This window comes from Mesotoga sp. UBA5557 (assembly GCF_002425715.1).
Taxonomy (GTDB): Bacteria; Thermotogota; Thermotogae; order Petrotogales; family Kosmotogaceae; genus Mesotoga.
Genome location: NZ_DIMV01000055.1, coordinates 1 through 19435, shown reverse-complemented (window position 1 = coordinate 19435; position 19435 = coordinate 1). Strand labels below are relative to the sequence as shown.

Genomic DNA, 19435 nt, shown 5'->3' with positions numbered 1-19435 from the left:
CTCAGAGTAGCTTTTTCTCTTTGCCGTACTCCACAATTACCTTCTTGAGTCTCTTGACTCCTTCGATGATATCCTCTTTAGGAGGCAGACAGAATGAAAGCCTCATTGAGTTCTGACAGGTGTTGTCGAGTGAAAAGGCCTGACCTGGAACGAAAAGTATGTTCTCGGCCTTGCCTAGCTCTAGCATTTCTCCTGTATCGAAACCTTCAGGAAGAGTGAACCATATAAAGAGGCCGCCTTCGGGTTTTGTCCAGTAAAAGCCGTTCATGTCACCAAAGTTTCTGTCGAGTTCAGTTAGCATCAGATCCTTCTTTTCTCGGTAAAGCGCAATCGTTGGTTTTATCTGGGCAAGGAGGTTATGCCTCTGAAGATATCTTGCCGCGATACGCTGTGTGAGGCTTGGCGTACAGAGGTCTGAAGCCTGCTTTGCCATTACCATCTTTCTTATTATGTTCTTATTGCCGATCACTATACCGAGCCTAAGCCCAGGCGACAGGATTTTGCTGAATGTTCTCAACAACAGGACTCTTTCTTGCCCGCCAATCTTGAAGATCGGATCGATCGCTTCTCCTTCGTATCTTAGGTCACCGTAAGGATCGTCTTCAACTATGAGAACATCGTACTTTTCTGCAATCTCAACGAGTCTCTTTCTCTTTTCGTAACTCATTGTTACGCCGCCTGGATTGTGGAAATTCGAGATTGTGTAGATGAACTTCACTTTGTCGAGTTCTCCGCGAGTTTCGATTTCTTTGAGCTTGTCTTCAACTATATCAAGATCCACACCGTCTTCTTGAAGGGTCATGTATTCGTACCCGTTCGACCTTAGAGAAAAGGCACTCGCAGCTCCCAAATATACCGGCTTCGACACGAAGTAAATGCTGTCGTCATCCAGAAAGATCTTACCGACAAGATCTAGCGCACTTTGGGATCCTACTGTGACCAAAAGATTATCGATGTCAAGACCCTCAATGCCGTACTCCCTATTAAGAAGGGAGATGTACTCTTCCCTAAGTATAGGATCACCTTCAGTCTGACCGTACTGAAGTGTGAACTTGTACTCCTTTTCCAGTATTTCCTTTGATATTTCAGCCATCTCTGAACGTGGAAAAGTGTCCGGGTCGGGAACGCCTCCGCCAAAAGAAATCATACCCGGGTTCGAGGTCACCTTAAGCAGTTCCCTGATGATGTTCGATTTCATTCTGAGTGCGATCTTTGAAAACTTTTCTGTCACGATTTACACCCCCTGGTAGTTATCGTAGTAATCATCACAATAATTCAGTTAGCAATAGCATGCCAAGAGATAACAATTGTATAAATCGCTTATAGAAGGCTAAATACAGAAGCTTCCGTGCTTTTGGCTTCCGCTAGGTGCATACTTTTGCATGCAACATATTGCATACGTGCAGTCGTGTGCATGACGATGGAGGTATTTCCACCTGAAAGAAATGTATACGAGAATAGACTTTCAGATTCTCTTGAATCCTATTTCAATCAGTTCCTCAAGGTTTATTTCACCGGAGAGCCTCGAACATCTCGAGTCAACAGAAGCTCTTGCAACGGCAAGTGCAACCTTCCTTGCGATTCCCGGTTCAAACGGCCTTGGCAAAATGTAGTCCCTGGAAAGCTTTTCTTCAGGCACGGCCGACGCAAGGGCGTCGGTTGCTGCCAACTTCATAGCTTCGTTTATCTCTCTTGATCGTGTGTCAAGAGCGCCTCTAAAGATGCCCGGGAAAGCTAGAACATTGTTTATCTGGTTTGGGAAGTCTGATCTGCCGGTGGCGACAATCGATGCACCTGCGCTGCGGGCAAGATCCGGCATAATCTCCGGTACGGGATTGGCCAGAGCAAAGATGATCGGTTCGGGAGCCATTTTGCGCACCATTTCAGGTAAAAGAAGCCCGGCAACAGAAGTGCCAATGAAGAGATCGGCTCCCTTCACAGCGTCCTCCAGATTTCCGCTGAGATTGTCGGGGTTAATCTCCTTTACGATCTCTGAATGAAATTCGTTTAGGAGAGTAGCTGGCTGATTTCTGTTTAGTATTCCATTTCTATCGACTGCAACAATATTCCTTGCACCTGCCGCCAGCAGCATTTTGATTGTTGCGCCTCCGGCCGCACCAACGCCAACCGTTACAATCTTTAGATTCTCAATCTTCTTTCCAACGATCTTCAGCGCATTTCTCAGCGCAGCAACGGCGACAATCGCTGCACCGTGTTGATCGTCATGAAAGACTGGAATATCAAGCATCTTCTGAAGTTCGCTTTCAATGAAGAAGCATTTTGGTGAGGAGATGTCTTCAAGATTTATGCCTCCAAAGGTTGGGGCAATTGCCTTCACGAACGAGATAATCTCCTCTGAACTATGGACATTTATACAGAGGGGAAAGGCATCCACATTTGCGAATTCCTTGAACAGGACGGCTTTCCCCTCCATAACGGGAAGTCCAGCTTCGGGGCCTATATCCCCTAGTCCAAGTACTGCCGTTCCGTCTGAGACTACTGCAACGTAATTCCATTTGTTTGTGTAGTCGTAGGCAAGTTTCTTATCGCTCTCAATCACTCTGCATACATCGGCTACCCCTGGAGTGTAAGCAAGCGAAAGTGCCTCCATGCTATCCACTCTCACTTTGCTTCTTACTTCCAACTTTCCCCGTAGATCCTTGTGAAGTTTCAATGCCTTTTCATTCACACAATCACCTTCTATTCAAAGTAAAAAAATCCGAACCGTTAACATCAGTTGCTACAATCAACGGAAAGTCTCTGACATCAATCTCGAATATTGCTTCAGTGCCTAGATCTTCGTAAGCGATGACCCTAAGAGACTCGATCCTTTGCGCAAGCGAAGCGGCCGCTCCGCTTGGAGCGATCAAATAGACTCTTCTAAATTCCTTACACAGATTTGCTGCCAGATCCGATCTTTTTCCCTTCCCGATGGTTGCCAGAACGCCCTTTTCGAAAAGCATTTCCAAAAAACCGTCCATCCTGAGAGAAGTAGTAGGGCCGATTGCTCCGCAACTTTCTTCAACTAGCTTGGCCGGACCGGCATAGAATACAATTGCCCCTTCAAGCTCAACAGGGAAAGGCTCGCCTTCTTCGTACAACTTCTTGAGGCGCATCTGAGCTGCGTCTCTCATTACTATGAGTTTGCCTGTAAAGCTGATTTCTTGACCGGGGGACAAATCATCTATCTTCAAAGGTAACTACCCCCTTTCTACAGAGATAACAATCAACAGCCAATGAAACTGGAAGAATCGCAATGTGACAAGGCGCAGTTTCAATGCTAACCGAGTAAGCGGTCATCCCCTCTCCCAGTCCTTGATAACCGATATGGAGGGAATTGAACTTATTCAGAAGTTTCTTCTCAAGTAAGGCGTAGTCAACGTCGGGATTCTTTGAATCCAACTCTCTAGTCAGAGCGAGCTTGGCAAGGAGCATTGATTTCTCTGAGCTTCCCCCGATGCCTATTCCGACCCTGAGTGGAGGACAACCCCTGGCTCCTCCTTCAGAAATTGAATTGGCAATTGTTTCTATGAACTCTTCTTGAGATGTTGTCGGGTTGAGCATGAACAGTCTCGAGAGATTCTCGCTGCCTCCTCCTTTTACGAGGAAACGTATCTCTAATTCTCTTCCGGAAACCATGAAAGTATGCACGACCGAAGGTGTATTGTCTCCGGTATTTTCTCTGTGTATTAGGGGGTCCTTCACAATTGAGTATCGATAGGGATTTTTTGAATACGCTCTCCTGACAGCCGTATCGAGGGTGTCTGATAAGGGTTCCTCAAGAGATACCTCCTGACCGATGAAGACAAAGAATTCAATGAAACCTGTGTCCTGGCACAGGGGAAGCTTCAGCTTTTCTGCAAGTAACGAGTTCTCATTCAGAATAGATGAGAAAGGACCGGTGTAGAGTTTTAGAGAGGATTTGATCTTATCATCCATTATTGTGTTTGCCTTTACTAATGCGGTCTCGACCTTTCCCGCTATCGAAGATGCTTTTATCAAGAATTCACCTCATTATCTGTGAAAAGCTTATGATGAGCAACGTCATATTCATTTATAACACTTTGGACACCCGATTGCCCTAATGATCATTTCTCCAAATCGGAAGCATAAGGAAGTCAGTATTCTCAGCTCGTAACGAAAGCTCAGAAACAGCAGAAGAAAGATACTTCAGAAAAGCCTTAGATAGAATACTAACTTGGGCTTCTCCACTTAACTGCAAAGCTATTAAATTTACACGATCTAGATTCTCCAGCTGTTGTGAAATCAATATATGGAAAGCCGTAATGCATCATAATTAAATCTACTCAAGAAAGAAGGGTTCAATAGTACAACTAAATAGTGTACAATAAGATTGGAGGTGAAAGAATGAGTATTTACGATTTTGAACTGACTACAATAGACGGGTGGAACAAGACCATGGAGGACTTCAAAGGCAAGGTGCTATTGATAGTTAATACGGCTAGCAAATGCGGATACACATCTCAGTATGATGGTCTGCAGAAGCTTCATGATGATTTCAAAGACAGAGACTTTGTAGTTCTTGGTTTTCCATCAAATGACTTTCTTCGCCAAGAGCCTGGCAGTGAAGAAGAAATCAAGGCGTTCTGTGATGCGAATTTCGGTATTACTTTTCCCATGTTCTCGAAAATACATGTTAAGGGAAAAGAGATACACCCTCTTTATGAATTTCTTGTTTCTGGCGGTGGGAAGAAGGAGTTTTCAGGAAAAGTGAAATGGAACTTCACGAAGTTCTTGATTAACAGAGAGGGTGAGATAATTGGAAGATTTGAGCCGAAGGAGGAACCCGAGTCATTTCGTTCTGCAATTGAGGAGGCGGTTAAGTGACCAAGAAAGAAGAGGTTGCGATTCCAAGAGAAGACGAGCTACTTAGGCTTGACAATCAGCTTTGTTTTGCATTGTATTCCAGTTCAAGGGGCATCACAAGGCTCTACAGACCAGTGCTTTCAAAGCTTGGGTTGACCTACCCTCAATACCTTGTAATGCTTGTTCTGTGGGAGAGAGAGCCACTTACAGTTAAAGATCTCGGGGAGAAGTTGTTTCTTGATTCGGGAACCTTAACTCCCCTTCTTAAGAGGATGGAAAGACAAAGCCTTCTTACGAGAGAAAGATCGCAGGGTGATGAGAGACAGGTACTTATAAGTCTAACAGAGAAAGGGAAAGGGCTTAAGGATAAGGCGATTGATATTCCGATGAAGATTGCTGAACAGGTGAATATCTCTCAGAGAGAATACATTTCTCTTATGTCGTCGCTCAAAAAGCTTCTGAAGAAGATCGATATGAGCGAATCAAACGGATCCTCAAGTTAGCAGAATCACAAAATGACACTGCTACAGCTTGTCACGATATACATTGCGGGCGCCGCAGCTGGTTTTATGAATGTTATGGNNTGGCGGGAGGGGGCTCAATGGTCACTCTCCCGGTACTTATGTGGATAGGATTGCCGCCGCACGTTGCCAATGCCACCAACAGACTGGGCGTGATATTTGAAAGCGGTATAGGAGTAAAGACCTTTCGATCCGGCGGTATGAGGTTTGACAAGTCCATACTTCCGGCGATAGTGTCTGCAACGATAGGTTCAATCATAGGTTCCATGTTTGTCTCGACAATACCGAAGGATGTGCTGGAGAAAGTGATCGCAGTAGCTCTCCTGGCAGTAGTTTTGCTTGTGTTACTGAAACCGAAGCGGCTCACTTTTTCGAGACCCTCTGGAGTCCTCTCAACTCTAATCTTTTTCGGTGTGGGCTTCTACGGGGGATTTTTACAGGCGGGAGTTGGTTTCTTTCTTATTGGAGCGATTACCTTTTCGTATGGCTTTGATCTTGTGAGAACGAATTTCACGAAGATTGTTATCGTCTTTATCTACACTGCTTTTGCTCTGGTTATCTTTATCCTTAATGGGATGATTTACTGGTTTCCCGGCCTGGTTCTCGCGGCAGGAAATGTTGTCGGGGCATATTTTGCTGCCAGGCTATCGATAAGAAAGGGCAGCGGTTTTGTGAGATGGATTTTGCTGATAATTGTGGTCGCAAACGCCATTAAGTATCTCTTCTTCTAGAGGAGTGTGACAGATTTTCGATGAGAGAGCTTCTGAGTTTTCTGAAGAGGACAGGTTATCTGACCGACACTAGACTGGAGTCGGCCTTTATGGAACTTGACAGGAAGGATTTCGTCTCACCCGAAGTAGCGGATGAGGCTTATACAGACAGAGCTCTAGTAAGTCTTGCAAGCTCAGGAAAGATTTGCTCAACTTCTACTCAGCCATCTCTTTTGATAAGCATGATAGAAGAATTGAAACTGAACGAAGACAACAAGGTCCTGGATCTTGGGACGGGAACCGGTTTCTGTGCTTGTCTGCTTGGAAAAATGCTGACTAAGGGAAGCGTAGTATCAGTGGAGACCGCCAGAACGGTTGCATCTATAGCCTCGGAAAACGTGCGACGCTACCGCCTGAGCAATGTGAGGATAGTGATCGGTGACGGTAGATATGGCTTCAAAGAAGAAGCTCCATACGATGCTATGATCTCCACCGTAGCCTTACCGGGAATAACCGTGGAGCTGTTCAATCAGATGAAAATCGGAGCGAGATCGATCGTTCCGATACACAGAAGCTATATGAACACACCTGTCTTCTTATTCGAAAAAATAGATGGGACAACTTTGAGAGCTACTTTGAAAACAGGAGCGGTCTTCATGGTAGTGGAAGACTCCAGACCGGACCCTCTTTACACTGATAACAAGTTCTCACTTGAGCTTCGAGAGGGGAGATTTCGAAAGCGCTAGCTTAGCCTTTGGCGACCTTCCAGAAAATCTCAACACCCTTCTCTATAACGGAATCAGCAGGCAAAAACCTTGAATTATGGAGTCCATGATGTTCTCCTCTTCCTGTACCCAACCAGAAAAGCACCGAAGGGTATTTCATAGCGATCACTCCAAAATCCTCTCCCACGTATTTCATTTCGACCGGGTTTACATCGACTAGGGCGCACAGTTTATCGTAAAGATCACCGTCTACATGAACCTGTGGATACTTCGAACCGATCTCCTGAGAGAACTTTAGACCTCTTTCAGTAGCGACTTCTCTCCCAAGCTCTTCGAGTTCCATGATTGCTTCCTCTGAAAGCTCAAAAGCTTTAGTTCTTACAGTTCCCGAAAGAGTGCAGGAGTCTGCCACCACATTTCTAACTCTGCCCCCCTGTATGAGTCCAAATCTGAGTACGGAATCTCCCCTATCTACCGAATAGACCCTTTGAAGAAAATCCATAGCTCCCTCAATAGCGTCTCTTCCCTGCTTATAGAAAGCAACATGTGCCGACCTTCCCTTGAAAGTGCAGTCCGTTTCGAAGGCCGAGGCAAAGAGAACACCGGCTCTTGTGTAAACAGATCCTTCAGGGAATTCATCATTTACGTGCAGTGCCCAGGCTTCAGTTATTTCGTATTGCTCCAATTTCGATAAGCATTTCGCAGCACCGCCCCCGCCTTCTTCAGCCGGCTGGAAAAGAAAGAGAAAATTTCTATTGAGATCGCATGTTACTATTCTCTCTATAAGTCCAATTAGAATTGTCATATGAACATCATGGCCGCATGCATGCATAAAACCTTCATGTGCAGATTTGAATGGAGCATCTGTTTCTTCAAAAACAGGAAGAGCATCCATATCGGATCGAAATAGAACGAAAGGGCCTTCAACCTTTTTCCATTTCGCCAGAATTCCGGTTCCCGCAACCTTTTCGTAGGAAACAGATAATCGATCCAGGAGACTCATAATGTACGCTTGAGTCTTGAACTCATTGAATCCAATCTCTGGAATCTCATGTAAGTCATGCCTAATTCTCGATAAATCCATGCTCTCCTCCTTCAAATCGCTTCTTTTGACGTAAAGATAGAAAAGATCTTGCCGTCGGAAGCTTGCTCACTAGAACCTCGTCATTATCACGAAGCATCAGAATTTTCACTTTTCAATTTGCCTCGGTCTGTTCATTCGTTCGCAGAGAAAGAGTAAACTGAAGCAAGAGGAGTGAGGTTAGAGGTATGAAAGACAAGTTCTACCAGAGTTTATCGCACGTCACCTTTGACTTTTTGAATACCTTTCCTGGAGAGACAGAACTCCATCATCCTCCTAACGCTTTCTTGACCCCAATCTCTATCTGCGACCGCGTCCTGATTAAGTTATACTGAACACCATTTAACAGCCCGCTCGTTGATTTATTATAAACAAAACGGCGCCTGAAGACGCCTTTTGATCGAATCCTCAATCAATTAAGGGCGTAGCCCCAGAGAGTGATTGTAATAGAGTCATCCGCGTAATCGTCGCCCATGAAGGTTTCAAGAGCGAAAGGAATGTTTTGATCAATTATCCAGTACATCGACAACTCTCCGTCCTCGTGTGTAAAGCGACTTTTGTTCCAGTAAACGTTCCATTCTTTCCTTCTACGGAGTATATTCCCTCGTACTTGAGAGTGCCAAAACCATAGAGGTTCGTATTCATCTGTTTTTCCAGGTCAATTGCGTCATAAATGAATGATAGCATTGGATTGAGGAAGATGTACATCATCATTGAGAACTGCTGGTCGAACATCATGTCTGAGGTGGGCTCAGTGTCGAGGGGTAAGAAGTAGATAGTATCGTAATTCAGGATGAAGTGGTTTTCATCGCGATCGACTGTCACCCCGTATATCATTTCCTTGTGCTCTCCATTCTCGAAGTACGAAATCTTATTGTAGACGTACTTCACGTTAGAGTAATCCTGCAGTGGCACCCAAGATGCAAAAACGCTCGCAGCCAGAACCAGCACTAAAATAACCGCAACTTTCTTCACATCGTCACCTTCAAAACTTGGTACCAACATACAACTTTCTGTGACGAGAAAACTCAAATTGAGAGGCTCATGTGGTCTGGATTGGGTATAATTAGCCGAGGTGATCATTTTGAAAAGAGCACTAATAACCGGAGCGTCATCGGGAATAGGCGAGGTGTTTTCCTATGAGCTTGCAAAGCGTGGGTACGAAACGATCCTTGTAGCCAGACGAATAGAAAGATTGCAGACGATTTCCGATCAAATTGAGGGAGATCTAGGAGCTAGATCTATTCCGCTGAAAGGTGATTTGACGGATGAGAACGACCTGGTTGAAGTTTCGAAACTTCTGAAAGACGTAGATCTTCTTATAAACAACGCAGGGTTCGGACTAATTGGTTCCTTTGAGGATATTGAAGCGGATAGAGAAATGCAGATGATCAAGCTGAATATCGGAGCTCTTTACTTCTTGACGAAGAAATATGCGCTCATGCGCAACAGCATTGGCGGAGGAATTATAAACGTCGCTTCTACTGCCGCCTATTTGCCTGTACCGGGAATGGCGGTCTATGCTGCAACAAAGGCCTTTGTACTTAGCTTCAGCGAAGCCGTTAGCGAAGAACTCCAACCCAAAGGCTTCAAAGTAATGGTTCTATCTCCTGGGCCGACTAGAACAGAGTTTTTCGATGTAGCTTCGGGAGGAAGGAAGCAGCTGCCCGGGTCCATGTCCCCCGAAGAAGTTGTGAAAAAGGCACTTGATGCATTTGAAAAAGGAAAGAGAAGCGTGGTAAGCGGGCTGATCAACAAAATAATCGCTTCCGGATCAAGGTTAGTACCGAGAGCAATAGCAATGAAAGCCGCGAGAAGAGTATTTGAATAATAGTGGACTGAAAGGCTGCTATAGAACTCTGAGCAACTTCGTAATTTCCAATGACCTCTGGTCTCAACACACTACTGAATTTCTGCAACGAATATTCATTCAGTTAGGCGAAACTCTTCGATTGTGAGTGAAAAGGGAAGATAAAGCCAAGAGGATTGACCTTCGAGCGATCTCCAGATTCTCAGGAGATTTTAAGTTACACAGGTTAACATCTATTCAAGATCCAAAAAACGGAGGTAGAAAATAATGAAGAGAGTATTATATGCAATAGCGATAGTTTTGATTTTCAGTTCAATGACACTGGCCAGCAGCTTAATGACTGAGGAAGATGGAATTGCTTTCATGAGAGAAGAAGAAAAACTAGCTCACGACGTCTATACCGTACTCTATGAAATATGGGGATTGAATGTCTTCAGTAACATAGCTAGAAGCGAACAGACTCATACAGAAGCAGTTCTTTCTCTGATCGGTGATTTTGGCATGGTAGATCCCGTGGGCGAAAATGAGGTTGGAGTCTTCACCAATGCGACGCTTCAGGAGCTTTATGATGAACTCATCGAGAGTGGAAGTAAGTCTCTTCTGGATGCGGTAAAAGTTGGTCTTCTGATAGAAGAGATAGATATTAAGGACTTGGAAGAATTGCTTGAGGGAGACATCGACTCGAGGACTGCGACGGTATACGAGAATCTGCTTAGAGGTTCTGAGAACCACCTCAGGGCATTTCTCAGGCAGTATGAGAGACTCGCAGGTAGCTATACTCCAGAAATACTCGATGTCGAAAGGTTCAACGAGATTGCATCTGGCAGATAGACTGGCCAGCGAATGGGATTCAATAGGGCGGACAATCCGCCCTTTTCTTTTGGAATTAGATATTCGGTAGTTTTTAGAGACAATTTTCCACCAAAATGGTTTCAAGTATTAAACGACTTTCTGCACAACCATTGCTCTGGACTCGTAATGACATATAATCTTATTATATGAACACAGAGGAGGGATACGGTGGTCAGGATAGTGACGGACAGCTCATGTGATCTGCCGGTTGAAACGTTGAAGAAGTATGGTATTCCCTTTGCCTCCCTCAACATTTCTGTTGATGATATGACTTTCAAGGAAGATATCGACATCACTCCAGAGGAATTCTGGCGATTAATGAGCAAATCCCGGGAACTTCCAAAGACTTCTCAGCCTTCGCCGGCCGATTTTGCTGAGATCTTTGAGGATATTCAGAAGAAGGGTGAAACTCCACTTTGCATTACTATTTCATCAAAACTCAGCGGCACCTATCAATCAGCGCTCCTCGGCGCCGAAATGAGCGGAGGCAAGGCGATCGTATTCGATTCTCTTGCAGGTTCGATCTCCCATGGCATCCAGGTGCTGATAGCCGCTAGAATGGCTGAATCTGGCGCTGAGTTGGACAAAATAGTGGAAGCGCTGGAGGAGTACCGAGAAAACGTGAAGATTATCATCCCTCTCGCGACAGTGGAGAATATTGTCAAAGGCGGCCGTCTTAGCAAATTCCAGGGTAGCCTGGTTAACATATTGAACATGAAGATTATCCTGCACGGTATAAATGGCGAAGTTAAGCTCCTTAAGAAGGTAAGAGGAAGCAGGAGATTCAGAGAAGCGATAATTGAGTTAATAGAAGCTTCCTCAAAGACCGGGAAGAAGATTTTCGGCATAACTCACGTGGATAATCTCAAAGACGCTGAGTTCTTCGCTTCGGAAATTAGGAAACGTGTCCGAGATTCCGAAGTCATAATCGGAAAGATGGGTCCTGCGATTGCCACATATGCTGGAGAGGGCGGACTGATATTGGCGCTCTAAACTCACCATTTAGAGTACCAATAAGGCCCGGAAGACTTGAGATTACAGGTTGCCGTGTAGCGACATAAGAACAAGATTTCGAATCAAGCTGGAAGACAGAAGAATTCAGAGCTGGGGAAGACCGTGCTTGGATGCAATGCCGATTCGCAGTTAAGCATTTTCTGTAGATCGACAGAGGCCGTACTCTTAGTCGAGAAAGACATAAGATCGAATTTCTACAAGTATTTCAACATGAGGAAGAATTGGCTTTCTGTTAATTCATTAAACTGCCTTGTTTCCATTGGGCTCAGACGAACTAATTCAATAGAAGGATTACGAATTCTGCCCCGCAGCTTCTTAAGAAAGAAGCTGGGCAATGAACTCAAGGAGCAATTGATTATTCTCACGATTCCAACTTACAGATTCTTGTGCCAAACTGAGGATGCTTCTCGCACCCTTGTTTTTTTCCGCTGACAGTCTTACTTATAACCTGAAGGATCGAAGATCTCTCCGTCCCCGGAAGTTCAGTGTCAGCAAATACCAGTTCTTTGAAGCACAACCTGCACAATTCGAAAAAACATCACTAGATCAAGTCAATGCTGTGCCAGGCTATCTAAAGAACGGCCTTTTCGGCAATAGTTGATTAGGGACTCCTTTATCGTTTTTTTGACCATATCGGGGAACGACTGATCAATGACGAACAGCTCTTGTTACGTCTCTTCCTATCAAACGGTATGTAAGGATGAAACTCTCGACAAAGCTTCTGCTTATCGTCACGATATGCTGAGTTCTCGTCTTCTCAGATTGAATCCACTCCTCTCCCTCACCAATACCAGTAACTGAATGTCTCTAGCGCAAGTATTTGTCAAGAAAGGCGAGCATCGCATTTGCACCTCTTATCCTATTTGCCTTCTTCTTAAATCCATGGCCCTCATCATTGAACACTACATACTCAACCGGAACCCCATGCTCTTTTAGTCGCTCAACTATCTCATCAGATTCTATCTTAAGTACCCTTGGATCATTTACTCCTTGAAGCACTAGAAGAGGCCTCTCTATTTTGCCGGCGTGAAAGAGAGGGGAAATGCTCTTGAGATATTCTTCCTCGGTGAATGGGTTTCCGATTTTCCCGTAAAGGAGATCTTTAGCGATCTTCCACCAAGCTGGCACTTCTTTGAGAGTTCTCACCCAGTTCGAGACACCGAAAAAATCCGTACCAACCTTGAACTCCTTCGGCCTGAAAGCAAGTGCCGCCAGAACCATGAATCCACCGTAACTTCCACCGTTTATTCCTATTCTTTCTTTGTCGATGAAATCAAGGGTGGCCAAATACTTGGCGGCGGCTACACAATCATCCAGATCCGCTTCTCCGTGTTTGTGATCTGCGGCTTTGAAGAAGCTCTTTCCGTAGCCGGAGCTCCCTCTGTTATTGACTGCATAGATAGCATATCCATGATTTGCAATGAACTGGATCTCAGGACTGTATCTTGGCAGAGACTGACCTCCCGGTCCTCCGTGAACCCATACAATCGCAGGCACTTTCTCGTTCGGCAGAACATTTCTGGGCGGATAGAAAATCCCAGGCACTTGGAGACCGTCGTATGAAATAAAGCGGAGTACCTTTGCTTCAGAGAGGTCATTACTGTTCACTTCTTCGCTCATAGAATCAGTAAGCTGCTCTGTCTCCTTTGTATTGAGGTCTATCATGAAGATATTAGGAGAGGAGGTTGCTGAGTCACAAAGATAGTACAGGAAGCGGCTATCCTTGCTGAAGTATTGATCGTATACTACACCACCCGTCTCAACGGGAGACATCTTAGGGGTATTGTCTTTTGTATCGATTATGTGAAGTTCGGAAAAACCGTCTCTATTAACTATAAGCACAGCACTTCTCCCGTCTTCCGATATTCTCCCGTCGATTATGTCCCAACTAAAGGCAAGGATCTCTTCACGCTCTTTGCTTTCAATATCCGTTATCCAAAGCGTCATGAATTCCCCTTCAATGTCCGATAGACAGTAAAGCTTCATCGAATCTTTTGAGAAGAAGAGAGGTATGAAATTAGCTTCTCCTTCATGGGGGGACAGAAGTGTTGTATCTCCGCTTAGCAAGTCGTGGAGATATACATTCGAGTTGTTTGCAGTCTCGGGCTTATGAAGAGCGAGAAACCTTTCATTATCCGAAATTGGACCCAGTTCATACAAGTCTTTGTTTTCGAAGACCAGCTCACCTGCTAGATCAGCCTTTTCAAACCGATATAGATCGAATCTACTTCTATCAATCTTGTTAGAGTAGTAGTAAACACTATTGCCAACGGAGACGTGAAATCCTGACTTGGTCTTCTCGAAAGGGGTCAGATCTTTGATTTTCTCTTCTGTTCCTAGATAAAGATGATGTAGTTCATCGCCGCCCTTATCCATTGCAAAAATGAAGCTCCCATCTTTGTAGACGTGAGATACCAATGCGTTTTCGGTGAGTGATGTTATCTGTCTGTGCTTTCCCTTCTCCTGATCTAGTTCAAAGATGTTGTAGTTGCCCGTTTTGTCAGAAGAGTAAAGAATCCTTCTTGAATCGGGTGATACCGTGAATGACGCAATGGTCTCGTTCTCCATAAGTTCTTCAATCGAGTACTTCTTCTCAGTCATTTAATTCCTCCTTTAACGTTCTAAAGCGGATGAACAGTGAATGATCATTGGGAATAGTTCTTTATGATCCAAAGGTTCGTTGGGCTCCCTCATTGCAATCATATAATAAGTAGCCATCAATTGCGCTTGATGGTTTCCAAGAAGTTCACATTTCTTGTGAATAGAAGCTACAAAGCCACATTAAGTGGATTTCGTCATCCTCAGGATTTGAGACTCTCTTTTCTACGATTGAGTACTGCATGCTCCCACAATGTCTCTACTCACGCCGAGCCGTCTCTTGAACCCACTAGATTAACTGAGTATTAGATTGTTGGCTGTAGAGAATCAAGAAATTCGAATACCGTTTTGCGGACCATTTTAGAGACGTGCCATTACCGTTCAATTCTCTTGTTCCCTTGAATCACTGATTTCGGGCAAGGAAATGCCTGCTGCTTTAGGAACGACTTACACTGTCATCTTGTAGATCTTTTATTCTGGATCTAATCATGTACTCGCGCCAAATACGAACATCTCTTGATAACCAAAAACAAGATGCAGCATCAAGGTGCGGCATGACGAAGTTTTTAGGGTGTCTCGTGTCTAAAGTTTGGAGTGTGGCAAAAAGGAGACGATTTACTCTGTGGTCATCCCGGGATCTGTCCTTTGACCCTGTCGAAGGACGGGTCCATGAACTTGGGAAGGACCAAGGACGTCTTTTATCCTCTTCCCAGCGTTCAGCGATCAGCGAAAAGCGGCTCTTGCCCCGCGTGCGCCGACTTGCTTTTCTCTCGCCTTCTTGTGAGCGCAGTGAACCTCTCGGTAACGCACTTTCTCGGTCGCTCTTTTCAGCAAACGGGTTCTTGCTCTTGGACGACTGACGGAGGACGTCTTTGATTCTCTTCCGTGCGTAAAGGGGATTTTTGACTTGAAAATTCTCTTGTTTAGTGGTATTTTGTCGAGAGTTGATTGGCAGCGATGTACTAATGGGAGTGATGAAATGAGAGAAAGCAACAGAAAGAGAGGGCTGGCCCTTGCGGGACTTCTGCTGGGAATAGAGCTCCTTTTGATAGGTGCGGCAGTGATAATCCGGCCCAAAATCATGGGATTCAGTTTTGGTTCTGGCAGGTCATTCACAGGAATGAAGTTCAACGAAGACTTCTCGGTGACGATCACCGAGAAGCCGAACTCATTGGGAATCGACAGTCTTAACGGAAAGGTCGAAGTAGTGGGCTGGGATAGAGATTATGTTGAAATCAGGGTCGAACAGTCAGTTAGGGTTGCAGACGAGAATCTCAAAGAAGAGTATCTTGAAAAGACTAGGCCGAACATCAACGCAGCAGATGGTAAGCTCACTGTGATTGTTCCCAGATTATCGCAAACGAATGAATTCATGGGGCAGGCGACAACAATTTATATGAATATCCCGTCGGAAACGGTGGAAGATATTTTAGTGAATACCAGCAACGGCGCAATGGTTTTCAAATCACTTAATGCCTCAATAAGAGGCAGAAGCAGCAATGGAGGTTTGGAGCTGATCTCCGTCTCGGGAAGCATGAGACTTGAAACCTCTAATTCGCCCATTTTTGTCGAGGAATGCGCCGGAGTCATGGAACTTAGATCCACCAACGGTGCGTTTGAAGGAAAGGGAATATCTGGAACCCTCATTATTGAGACAAGTAATGCTCCGATAACAATCGAAAGGGGAACTCTCAGTGTTTCGGCGAATTCCACGAACGGAGCAATTACAGTCACTGAGGTCACTCTTATCGGTGATAGCAATAGTTTTGAAACCTCAAACGCGAAGATTGTCTGCGACGCGATCCTTCCAGATTTCGGTGTTCTTGAACTGCTGTCAACTAATGGAAGTATAGGAATCTTTTTAGATGACTCGATTCGTGCAGAGATAAGCGCATCTACAACCAATGGAACCGTCAATTTGAAGGGGCTTACCGTAGGCGTAATCAGTTCGAGTTCAACTAGCTTGAGAGGGACATTCAATGGCGACAACGGCCTCCTCATAACTATGAAAACCAGTAACTCGAACATCAGCATCGACAAGCCCAATGCTGAAGATTCGATCTAGTGACAGAAAAGGGTGGATTTGAATCATGGTCCCATTTACCGAACTCATGCGTTGCGTGGATTTCAAATATCCCTAGAGTGGTAAGCCTGATTATCTTCTTCGAACTCAGGATTGAGATCTCAGAAAAAGGGCTCAAAATCACGGGTTGTGACGCTGCAAAGGATCTATTTGCCTGTCGCCTCCCTCGCACGATGTGAATCTGTACAAAGAGTGGAATTGTCAATCGAGTTAAGAAGGTGGATCATAGGATGAAGAATAATCCGAGTTCATTTGCAAAGGAAGCGGAATCTGATCCTTCGGACTGATCATTTAAGTCTCATGGAGCGGGGTAGACATCTCGAAAAAGCGCTTCGTCGAATCTCACTAACTACCGATCTGCTCGGGACTGGGTGTGCGAGATGAAAGGATGCCCATACAGAGTATTTTGTCTTGCTCAACATGCGTTTGCCGCGAAAGCGCGGATTCTCTGTCTACTCATCAATATTAGCTTCGAGAATATGTAAGTGAATGACAAAAAACCGGAGGCATATTTACCTCCGGTTTTGCTCACGCAAGTGATTCTAGTTAGAGACTGTCTGTGGAACGTTTTCTGCTAGCTCAATGAGGTCTACTTCGAAGAGCCGGTCTCCAATGTACTTTATGCCCTTTATTCCAAGTTCTTCCGCCAAAGTGGCCGCTTCATCACTGGATGTGAATGTGATTCTTCCTGCTGTCTCAAATGGAACTATAGACCAGTTGAAGGAAGGTGAGGGGGTAATAGTACCCTTCTCGATTATGTAGTCAATTATCACGCTTCGATTCTCGACTGTTGAAGAGAGGACGATGTCGGCATCGACTAGATGATAGCCGCCGCCACCTGCGCGGTAGTTATTGGTCACGACGAGGAACTCCATATCATCTTCGATTTCTTCGCCTTCATAAGTAAGCTCGACAATCCTCTGGCCGACAGGGTTTCGAACATCGATCTGATAATTGATTCCTTCGATAATGTCGAAGTTATAGGATGAGAAACGTGCCAGAAGGTTCTGGTCCTCAGTACTGCTTGGATCGATCTGGTTGAAGTTTTCGGCACACTTTTCCAGCCAACCCTTGAGTTCGATGCCGTTCACTCTCACGACGTGTAGAGTGTTCGAGTAGATGTAGATGTCGGCCGCATTCATTATCCTTATGTCGCCAGCTTCCACATTGGTGCTCGTTCTGAAGGGCGCTGCGGCCGAAAGCAAAGGCATTCCTTCAAATTCCGTGCCTTTGAAGTAGTCTCTCGCGTACCACAGCTGGGCTTCGTTGACAAGCTGAGTTACTTCGTTATCGATTACTCTGCTGAAGTATCCCGTGATCGGCACTGTTGTAATTCCTACAGGAGCCATAACATAATCAATAGTTGCCTCATGCTGTTCCTTCACAGCCTCAACTATTTCGGAAGCGGCTTCTATCGTTTCATCCACGTACCAAAGCTGCGGGAACGAGGAGAAGACTTCCCATTTTCCGTCTCTGTTGAGAAGCTGGAAATGGATTAGACCAAGGGAGTTTCCCCAGCTGCCAGCCATGGTAACGGGGACTCCATCGATTTTTTCGGCCGCTCTCCCGTGGCTGTGACCCATGATAATTGCATCTATTCCTTCGACGTTTTCGAGTATAGCTTCAGCGTCTGAGGTTCCCTGATGGAGAGCAACGATTACAAGATCAACGCCTTCTTCTCTTAGCTCAGGAATATACTTGGCGGCGGCGTCTGCAATCGGTTCAACATAGACTCTTCCTTCCAGAAGAACCCTATCCCACATCATTATCTCGGGCGGCAAGAAACCGATGACTCCAATCTTTATCGGTATGCCATCGACTTCTCTGTCAAGCACTACGTAAGGATCGTATCTTAATTCTTCAGTATCGGCGTTATAAAGGTTTGCCGAAAGCATTGGATAATCAGCGGCTGCCATCGCGAGGTCGAGATACTCAAGACCGAAATTGAACTCGTGATTTCCTATTGCTCCTGCATCATATCCCATGATATTCATTGCTCTAATTATCGAGGGGATTTCTCCCATACTTAGGGGTTCGACTCTCGCTTCACGTTCTGCGAGAACGCTTCCTTGAATAGTATCGCCAGTGTCGATCAACAGGGTGTTGCTATAGATCTCTCTTGCCCATTTGATAAGAGTGTAAGTCTTTGCTGCTCCGTAATCCTCGACTTCCTGAACGGTCAGGTAGTCGAAAGGCATAACGTAACCGTGAAGATCGTTTGTCCCAAGAACAACAAGCTCATGAGCCGTGACTTTAGCAAAAACCGTTACAGGGAGTAACAAAGCGAGAATCAGGACGATGACAACTGCAGGAATTCTTCCCTTCCAGTTCAATAGATCCACCTCCAATTAGGTTGGCCAGCACTGTTGTCTGCCGGACGAATGATTGCCCCCTGACCGTGAGAATGCTTTACCGAAGATAATATAGGATTCCAAAGAATGTTTCGAAACAGTACTATTTTACTACAACCTTGTGGCTTCAACTAGAAAGAAAAAAGCACATCTCAGTAAATGGAAGTAGGCAATCAAATTAGGGAAACGGAAAAACCTGGTCTGGGGTCGTGGGGTCTAGGGTCTGGCAAGAGCAGAAGTGATGCTGCATTTGGCAGGAGGCGATTAGAAAGCCAGTCAGGCTCCGCCTGGCCAGTCTCTGCCTCCGGCAGAGGCCAGTCACCTTCGGTGGCCAGTTCCGCTTCGCGGGCAAAGAACCACCTTTAGGAACGGGTTATGTAAATCGGGTTAGGAGGAGCGGGTTATTGAAGCGGGTCATCAGAACCGAGTTTTGAAGAGCGAAGTCCTGTGCAGAACCATTCACAGGATGACAGTCTCTTCTGCTGACGAAGAAAAACCGCTGCGTGCTAAGAATCAAGGACCCCCTGATCTTTGTTAACAGAGACATCATCTCTATTCTCCTCTTTGGTCATCCCGATATGAAACTGATCGGGATCTCGCATCTAGAAACCGCTTTAAGCTGTGGAGATCAGTTGCAAATTGTCAGTTATGAAAGCCATGAACCAGAAGAGAGTTTCCGATGAGAGCTGTTTTTTCATGACTGGTTGGAGTCCAAACGCTCTTGAATCATCACCTTGCCCAAGAACGAAGAACAGATCTTCGCTCTGGAACGAATAACAGGTTTTTTATTCGGAGAACGGAGAACCTCTCAACGGTCAACCAGTCCTATGCTCTTTCCAATCGGTGAGTAGCCCAGGGGGATT

The 19435-nt window shown here is 45.2% G+C and carries 16 protein-coding genes; 8 read left to right on the top strand and 8 right to left on the bottom strand.

Annotated elements, in window-relative coordinates; translation table 11 throughout:
• Nucleotide 1 precedes the first annotated feature (1 nt).
• From B3157_RS06640 to B3157_RS06625, 4 genes are all read right to left on the bottom strand, one after another.
• Nucleotides 2–1231 (bottom strand): PLP-dependent aminotransferase family protein, encoded by a 1230-nt coding sequence (locus B3157_RS06640; protein ID WP_099828637.1) that lies wholly within the window; start codon nucleotides 1229–1231, stop codon nucleotides 2–4.
• Between the two features lie 234 nt (nucleotides 1232–1465).
• On the bottom strand, nucleotides 1466–2689 hold the full coding sequence (locus tag B3157_RS06635; protein ID WP_214079106.1) for an NAD(P)-dependent malic enzyme: 1224 nt from the start codon (nucleotides 2687–2689) through the stop codon (nucleotides 1466–1468).
• Between the two features lie 4 nt (nucleotides 2690–2693).
• Entirely contained in the window at nucleotides 2694–3194 is a 501-nt protein-coding gene (locus B3157_RS06630; RefSeq protein WP_214061137.1) for a FumA C-terminus/TtdB family hydratase beta subunit, read from the bottom strand.
• Entirely contained in the window at nucleotides 3181–4002 is an 822-nt protein-coding gene (locus B3157_RS06625) for a fumarate hydratase (RefSeq protein WP_214079107.1), read from the bottom strand. Before B3157_RS06625 ends, B3157_RS06630 begins: the two co-directional genes overlap by 14 nt.
• A gap of 366 nt (nucleotides 4003–4368) precedes the next feature.
• Here B3157_RS06625 and B3157_RS06620 point away from each other — a divergent pair, with 366 nt between their 5' ends.
• The 4 genes from B3157_RS06620 to B3157_RS06605 all read left to right on the top strand — a co-directional run bounded on the left by B3157_RS06620 (nucleotide 4369) and on the right by B3157_RS06605 (nucleotide 6804).
• Nucleotides 4369–4848 carry a glutathione peroxidase gene (locus B3157_RS06620; protein WP_214061139.1) on the top strand — a complete coding sequence of 160 codons (480 nt, stop codon included), beginning with the start codon at nucleotides 4369–4371 and terminating at the stop codon, nucleotides 4846–4848.
• Nucleotides 4845–5330, top strand: coding sequence for a MarR family winged helix-turn-helix transcriptional regulator (locus B3157_RS06615; protein ID WP_292589805.1), 486 nt, complete (start codon nucleotides 4845–4847; stop codon nucleotides 5328–5330). Before B3157_RS06620 ends, B3157_RS06615 begins: the two co-directional genes overlap by 4 nt.
• Nucleotides 5331–5428: 98 nt before the next feature.
• Nucleotides 5429–6079 carry a sulfite exporter TauE/SafE family protein gene (locus tag B3157_RS06610; RefSeq protein ID WP_292589802.1) on the top strand — a complete coding sequence of 217 codons (651 nt, stop codon included), beginning with the start codon at nucleotides 5429–5431 and terminating at the stop codon, nucleotides 6077–6079.
• A gap of 20 nt (nucleotides 6080–6099) precedes the next feature.
• Nucleotides 6100–6804, top strand: a complete 705-nt coding sequence (locus tag B3157_RS06605; RefSeq protein ID WP_214061141.1) for a protein-L-isoaspartate O-methyltransferase family protein — start codon at nucleotides 6100–6102, stop codon at nucleotides 6802–6804.
• A gap of 1 nt (nucleotide 6805) precedes the next feature.
• On the opposite strand, the gene B3157_RS06600 is transcribed toward B3157_RS06605, so the two are convergent.
• Both B3157_RS06600 and B3157_RS06595 read right to left on the bottom strand, forming a co-directional pair.
• Nucleotides 6806–7867 (bottom strand): amidohydrolase, encoded by a 1062-nt coding sequence (locus B3157_RS06600; RefSeq protein ID WP_292589799.1) that lies wholly within the window; start codon nucleotides 7865–7867, stop codon nucleotides 6806–6808.
• A 507-nt stretch (nucleotides 7868–8374) separates the two neighbouring features.
• Nucleotides 8375–8839 (bottom strand): hypothetical protein, encoded by a 465-nt coding sequence (locus B3157_RS06595; protein WP_292589796.1) that lies wholly within the window; start codon nucleotides 8837–8839, stop codon nucleotides 8375–8377.
• 100 nt (nucleotides 8840–8939) lie between these two features.
• Here B3157_RS06595 and B3157_RS06590 point away from each other — a divergent pair, with 100 nt between their 5' ends.
• From B3157_RS06590 to B3157_RS06580, 3 genes are all read left to right on the top strand, one after another.
• Complete coding sequence (locus B3157_RS06590) at nucleotides 8940–9695, top strand: SDR family NAD(P)-dependent oxidoreductase (protein WP_292589793.1); 756 nt, start codon at nucleotides 8940–8942, stop codon at nucleotides 9693–9695.
• Nucleotides 9696–9941: 246 nt separating this feature from the next.
• The gene (locus B3157_RS06585; RefSeq protein ID WP_099828628.1) at nucleotides 9942–10505 is read left to right on the top strand and encodes a DUF2202 domain-containing protein; all 564 of its coding nucleotides are present in this window, start codon (nucleotides 9942–9944) and stop codon (nucleotides 10503–10505) included.
• 189 nt (nucleotides 10506–10694) lie between these two features.
• Nucleotides 10695–11519, top strand: a complete 825-nt coding sequence (locus tag B3157_RS06580) for a DegV family protein (RefSeq protein WP_214079109.1) — start codon at nucleotides 10695–10697, stop codon at nucleotides 11517–11519.
• Between the two features lie 828 nt (nucleotides 11520–12347).
• Here the strand turns inward: B3157_RS06580 and B3157_RS06575 are convergent.
• Nucleotides 12348–14141: a S9 family peptidase gene (locus tag B3157_RS06575; RefSeq protein WP_214079110.1), complete on the bottom strand. Its 1794-nt coding sequence runs from the start codon at nucleotides 14139–14141 to the stop codon at nucleotides 12348–12350.
• A gap of 976 nt (nucleotides 14142–15117) precedes the next feature.
• Between B3157_RS06575 and B3157_RS06570 the strand changes: the two genes are divergently transcribed.
• The gene (locus B3157_RS06570; protein ID WP_214079111.1) at nucleotides 15118–16203 is read left to right on the top strand and encodes a DUF4097 family beta strand repeat-containing protein; all 1086 of its coding nucleotides are present in this window, start codon (nucleotides 15118–15120) and stop codon (nucleotides 16201–16203) included.
• 560 nt (nucleotides 16204–16763) lie between these two features.
• On the opposite strand, the gene B3157_RS06565 is transcribed toward B3157_RS06570, so the two are convergent.
• Entirely contained in the window at nucleotides 16764–18563 is a 1800-nt protein-coding gene (locus B3157_RS06565) for a bifunctional 2',3'-cyclic-nucleotide 2'-phosphodiesterase/3'-nucleotidase (RefSeq protein WP_292589886.1), read from the bottom strand.
• Between the last annotated feature and the right edge of the window lie 872 nt (nucleotides 18564–19435).

Excerpts from the sequence above, each read along its gene's own strand:
- B3157_RS06620 (WP_214061139.1), top strand. The coding sequence starts at position 4,369 with ATGAGTATTTACGATTTTGAACTGACTACAATAGACGGGTGGAACAAG.
- B3157_RS06610 (WP_292589802.1), top strand. The coding sequence starts at position 5,429 with ATGGTCACTCTCCCGGTACTTATGTGGATAGGATTGCCGCCGCACGTT.
- B3157_RS06605 (WP_214061141.1), top strand. The coding sequence starts at position 6,100 with ATGAGAGAGCTTCTGAGTTTTCTGAAGAGGACAGGTTATCTGACCGAC.
- B3157_RS06600 (WP_292589799.1), bottom strand. The coding sequence starts at position 7,867 with ATGGATTTATCGAGAATTAGGCATGACTTACATGAGATTCCAGAGATT.
- B3157_RS06585 (WP_099828628.1), top strand. The coding sequence starts at position 9,942 with ATGAAGAGAGTATTATATGCAATAGCGATAGTTTTGATTTTCAGTTCA.
- B3157_RS06575 (WP_214079110.1), bottom strand. The coding sequence starts at position 14,141 with ATGACTGAGAAGAAGTACTCGATTGAAGAACTTATGGAGAACGAGACC.
- B3157_RS06570 (WP_214079111.1), top strand. The coding sequence starts at position 15,118 with ATGAGAGAAAGCAACAGAAAGAGAGGGCTGGCCCTTGCGGGACTTCTG.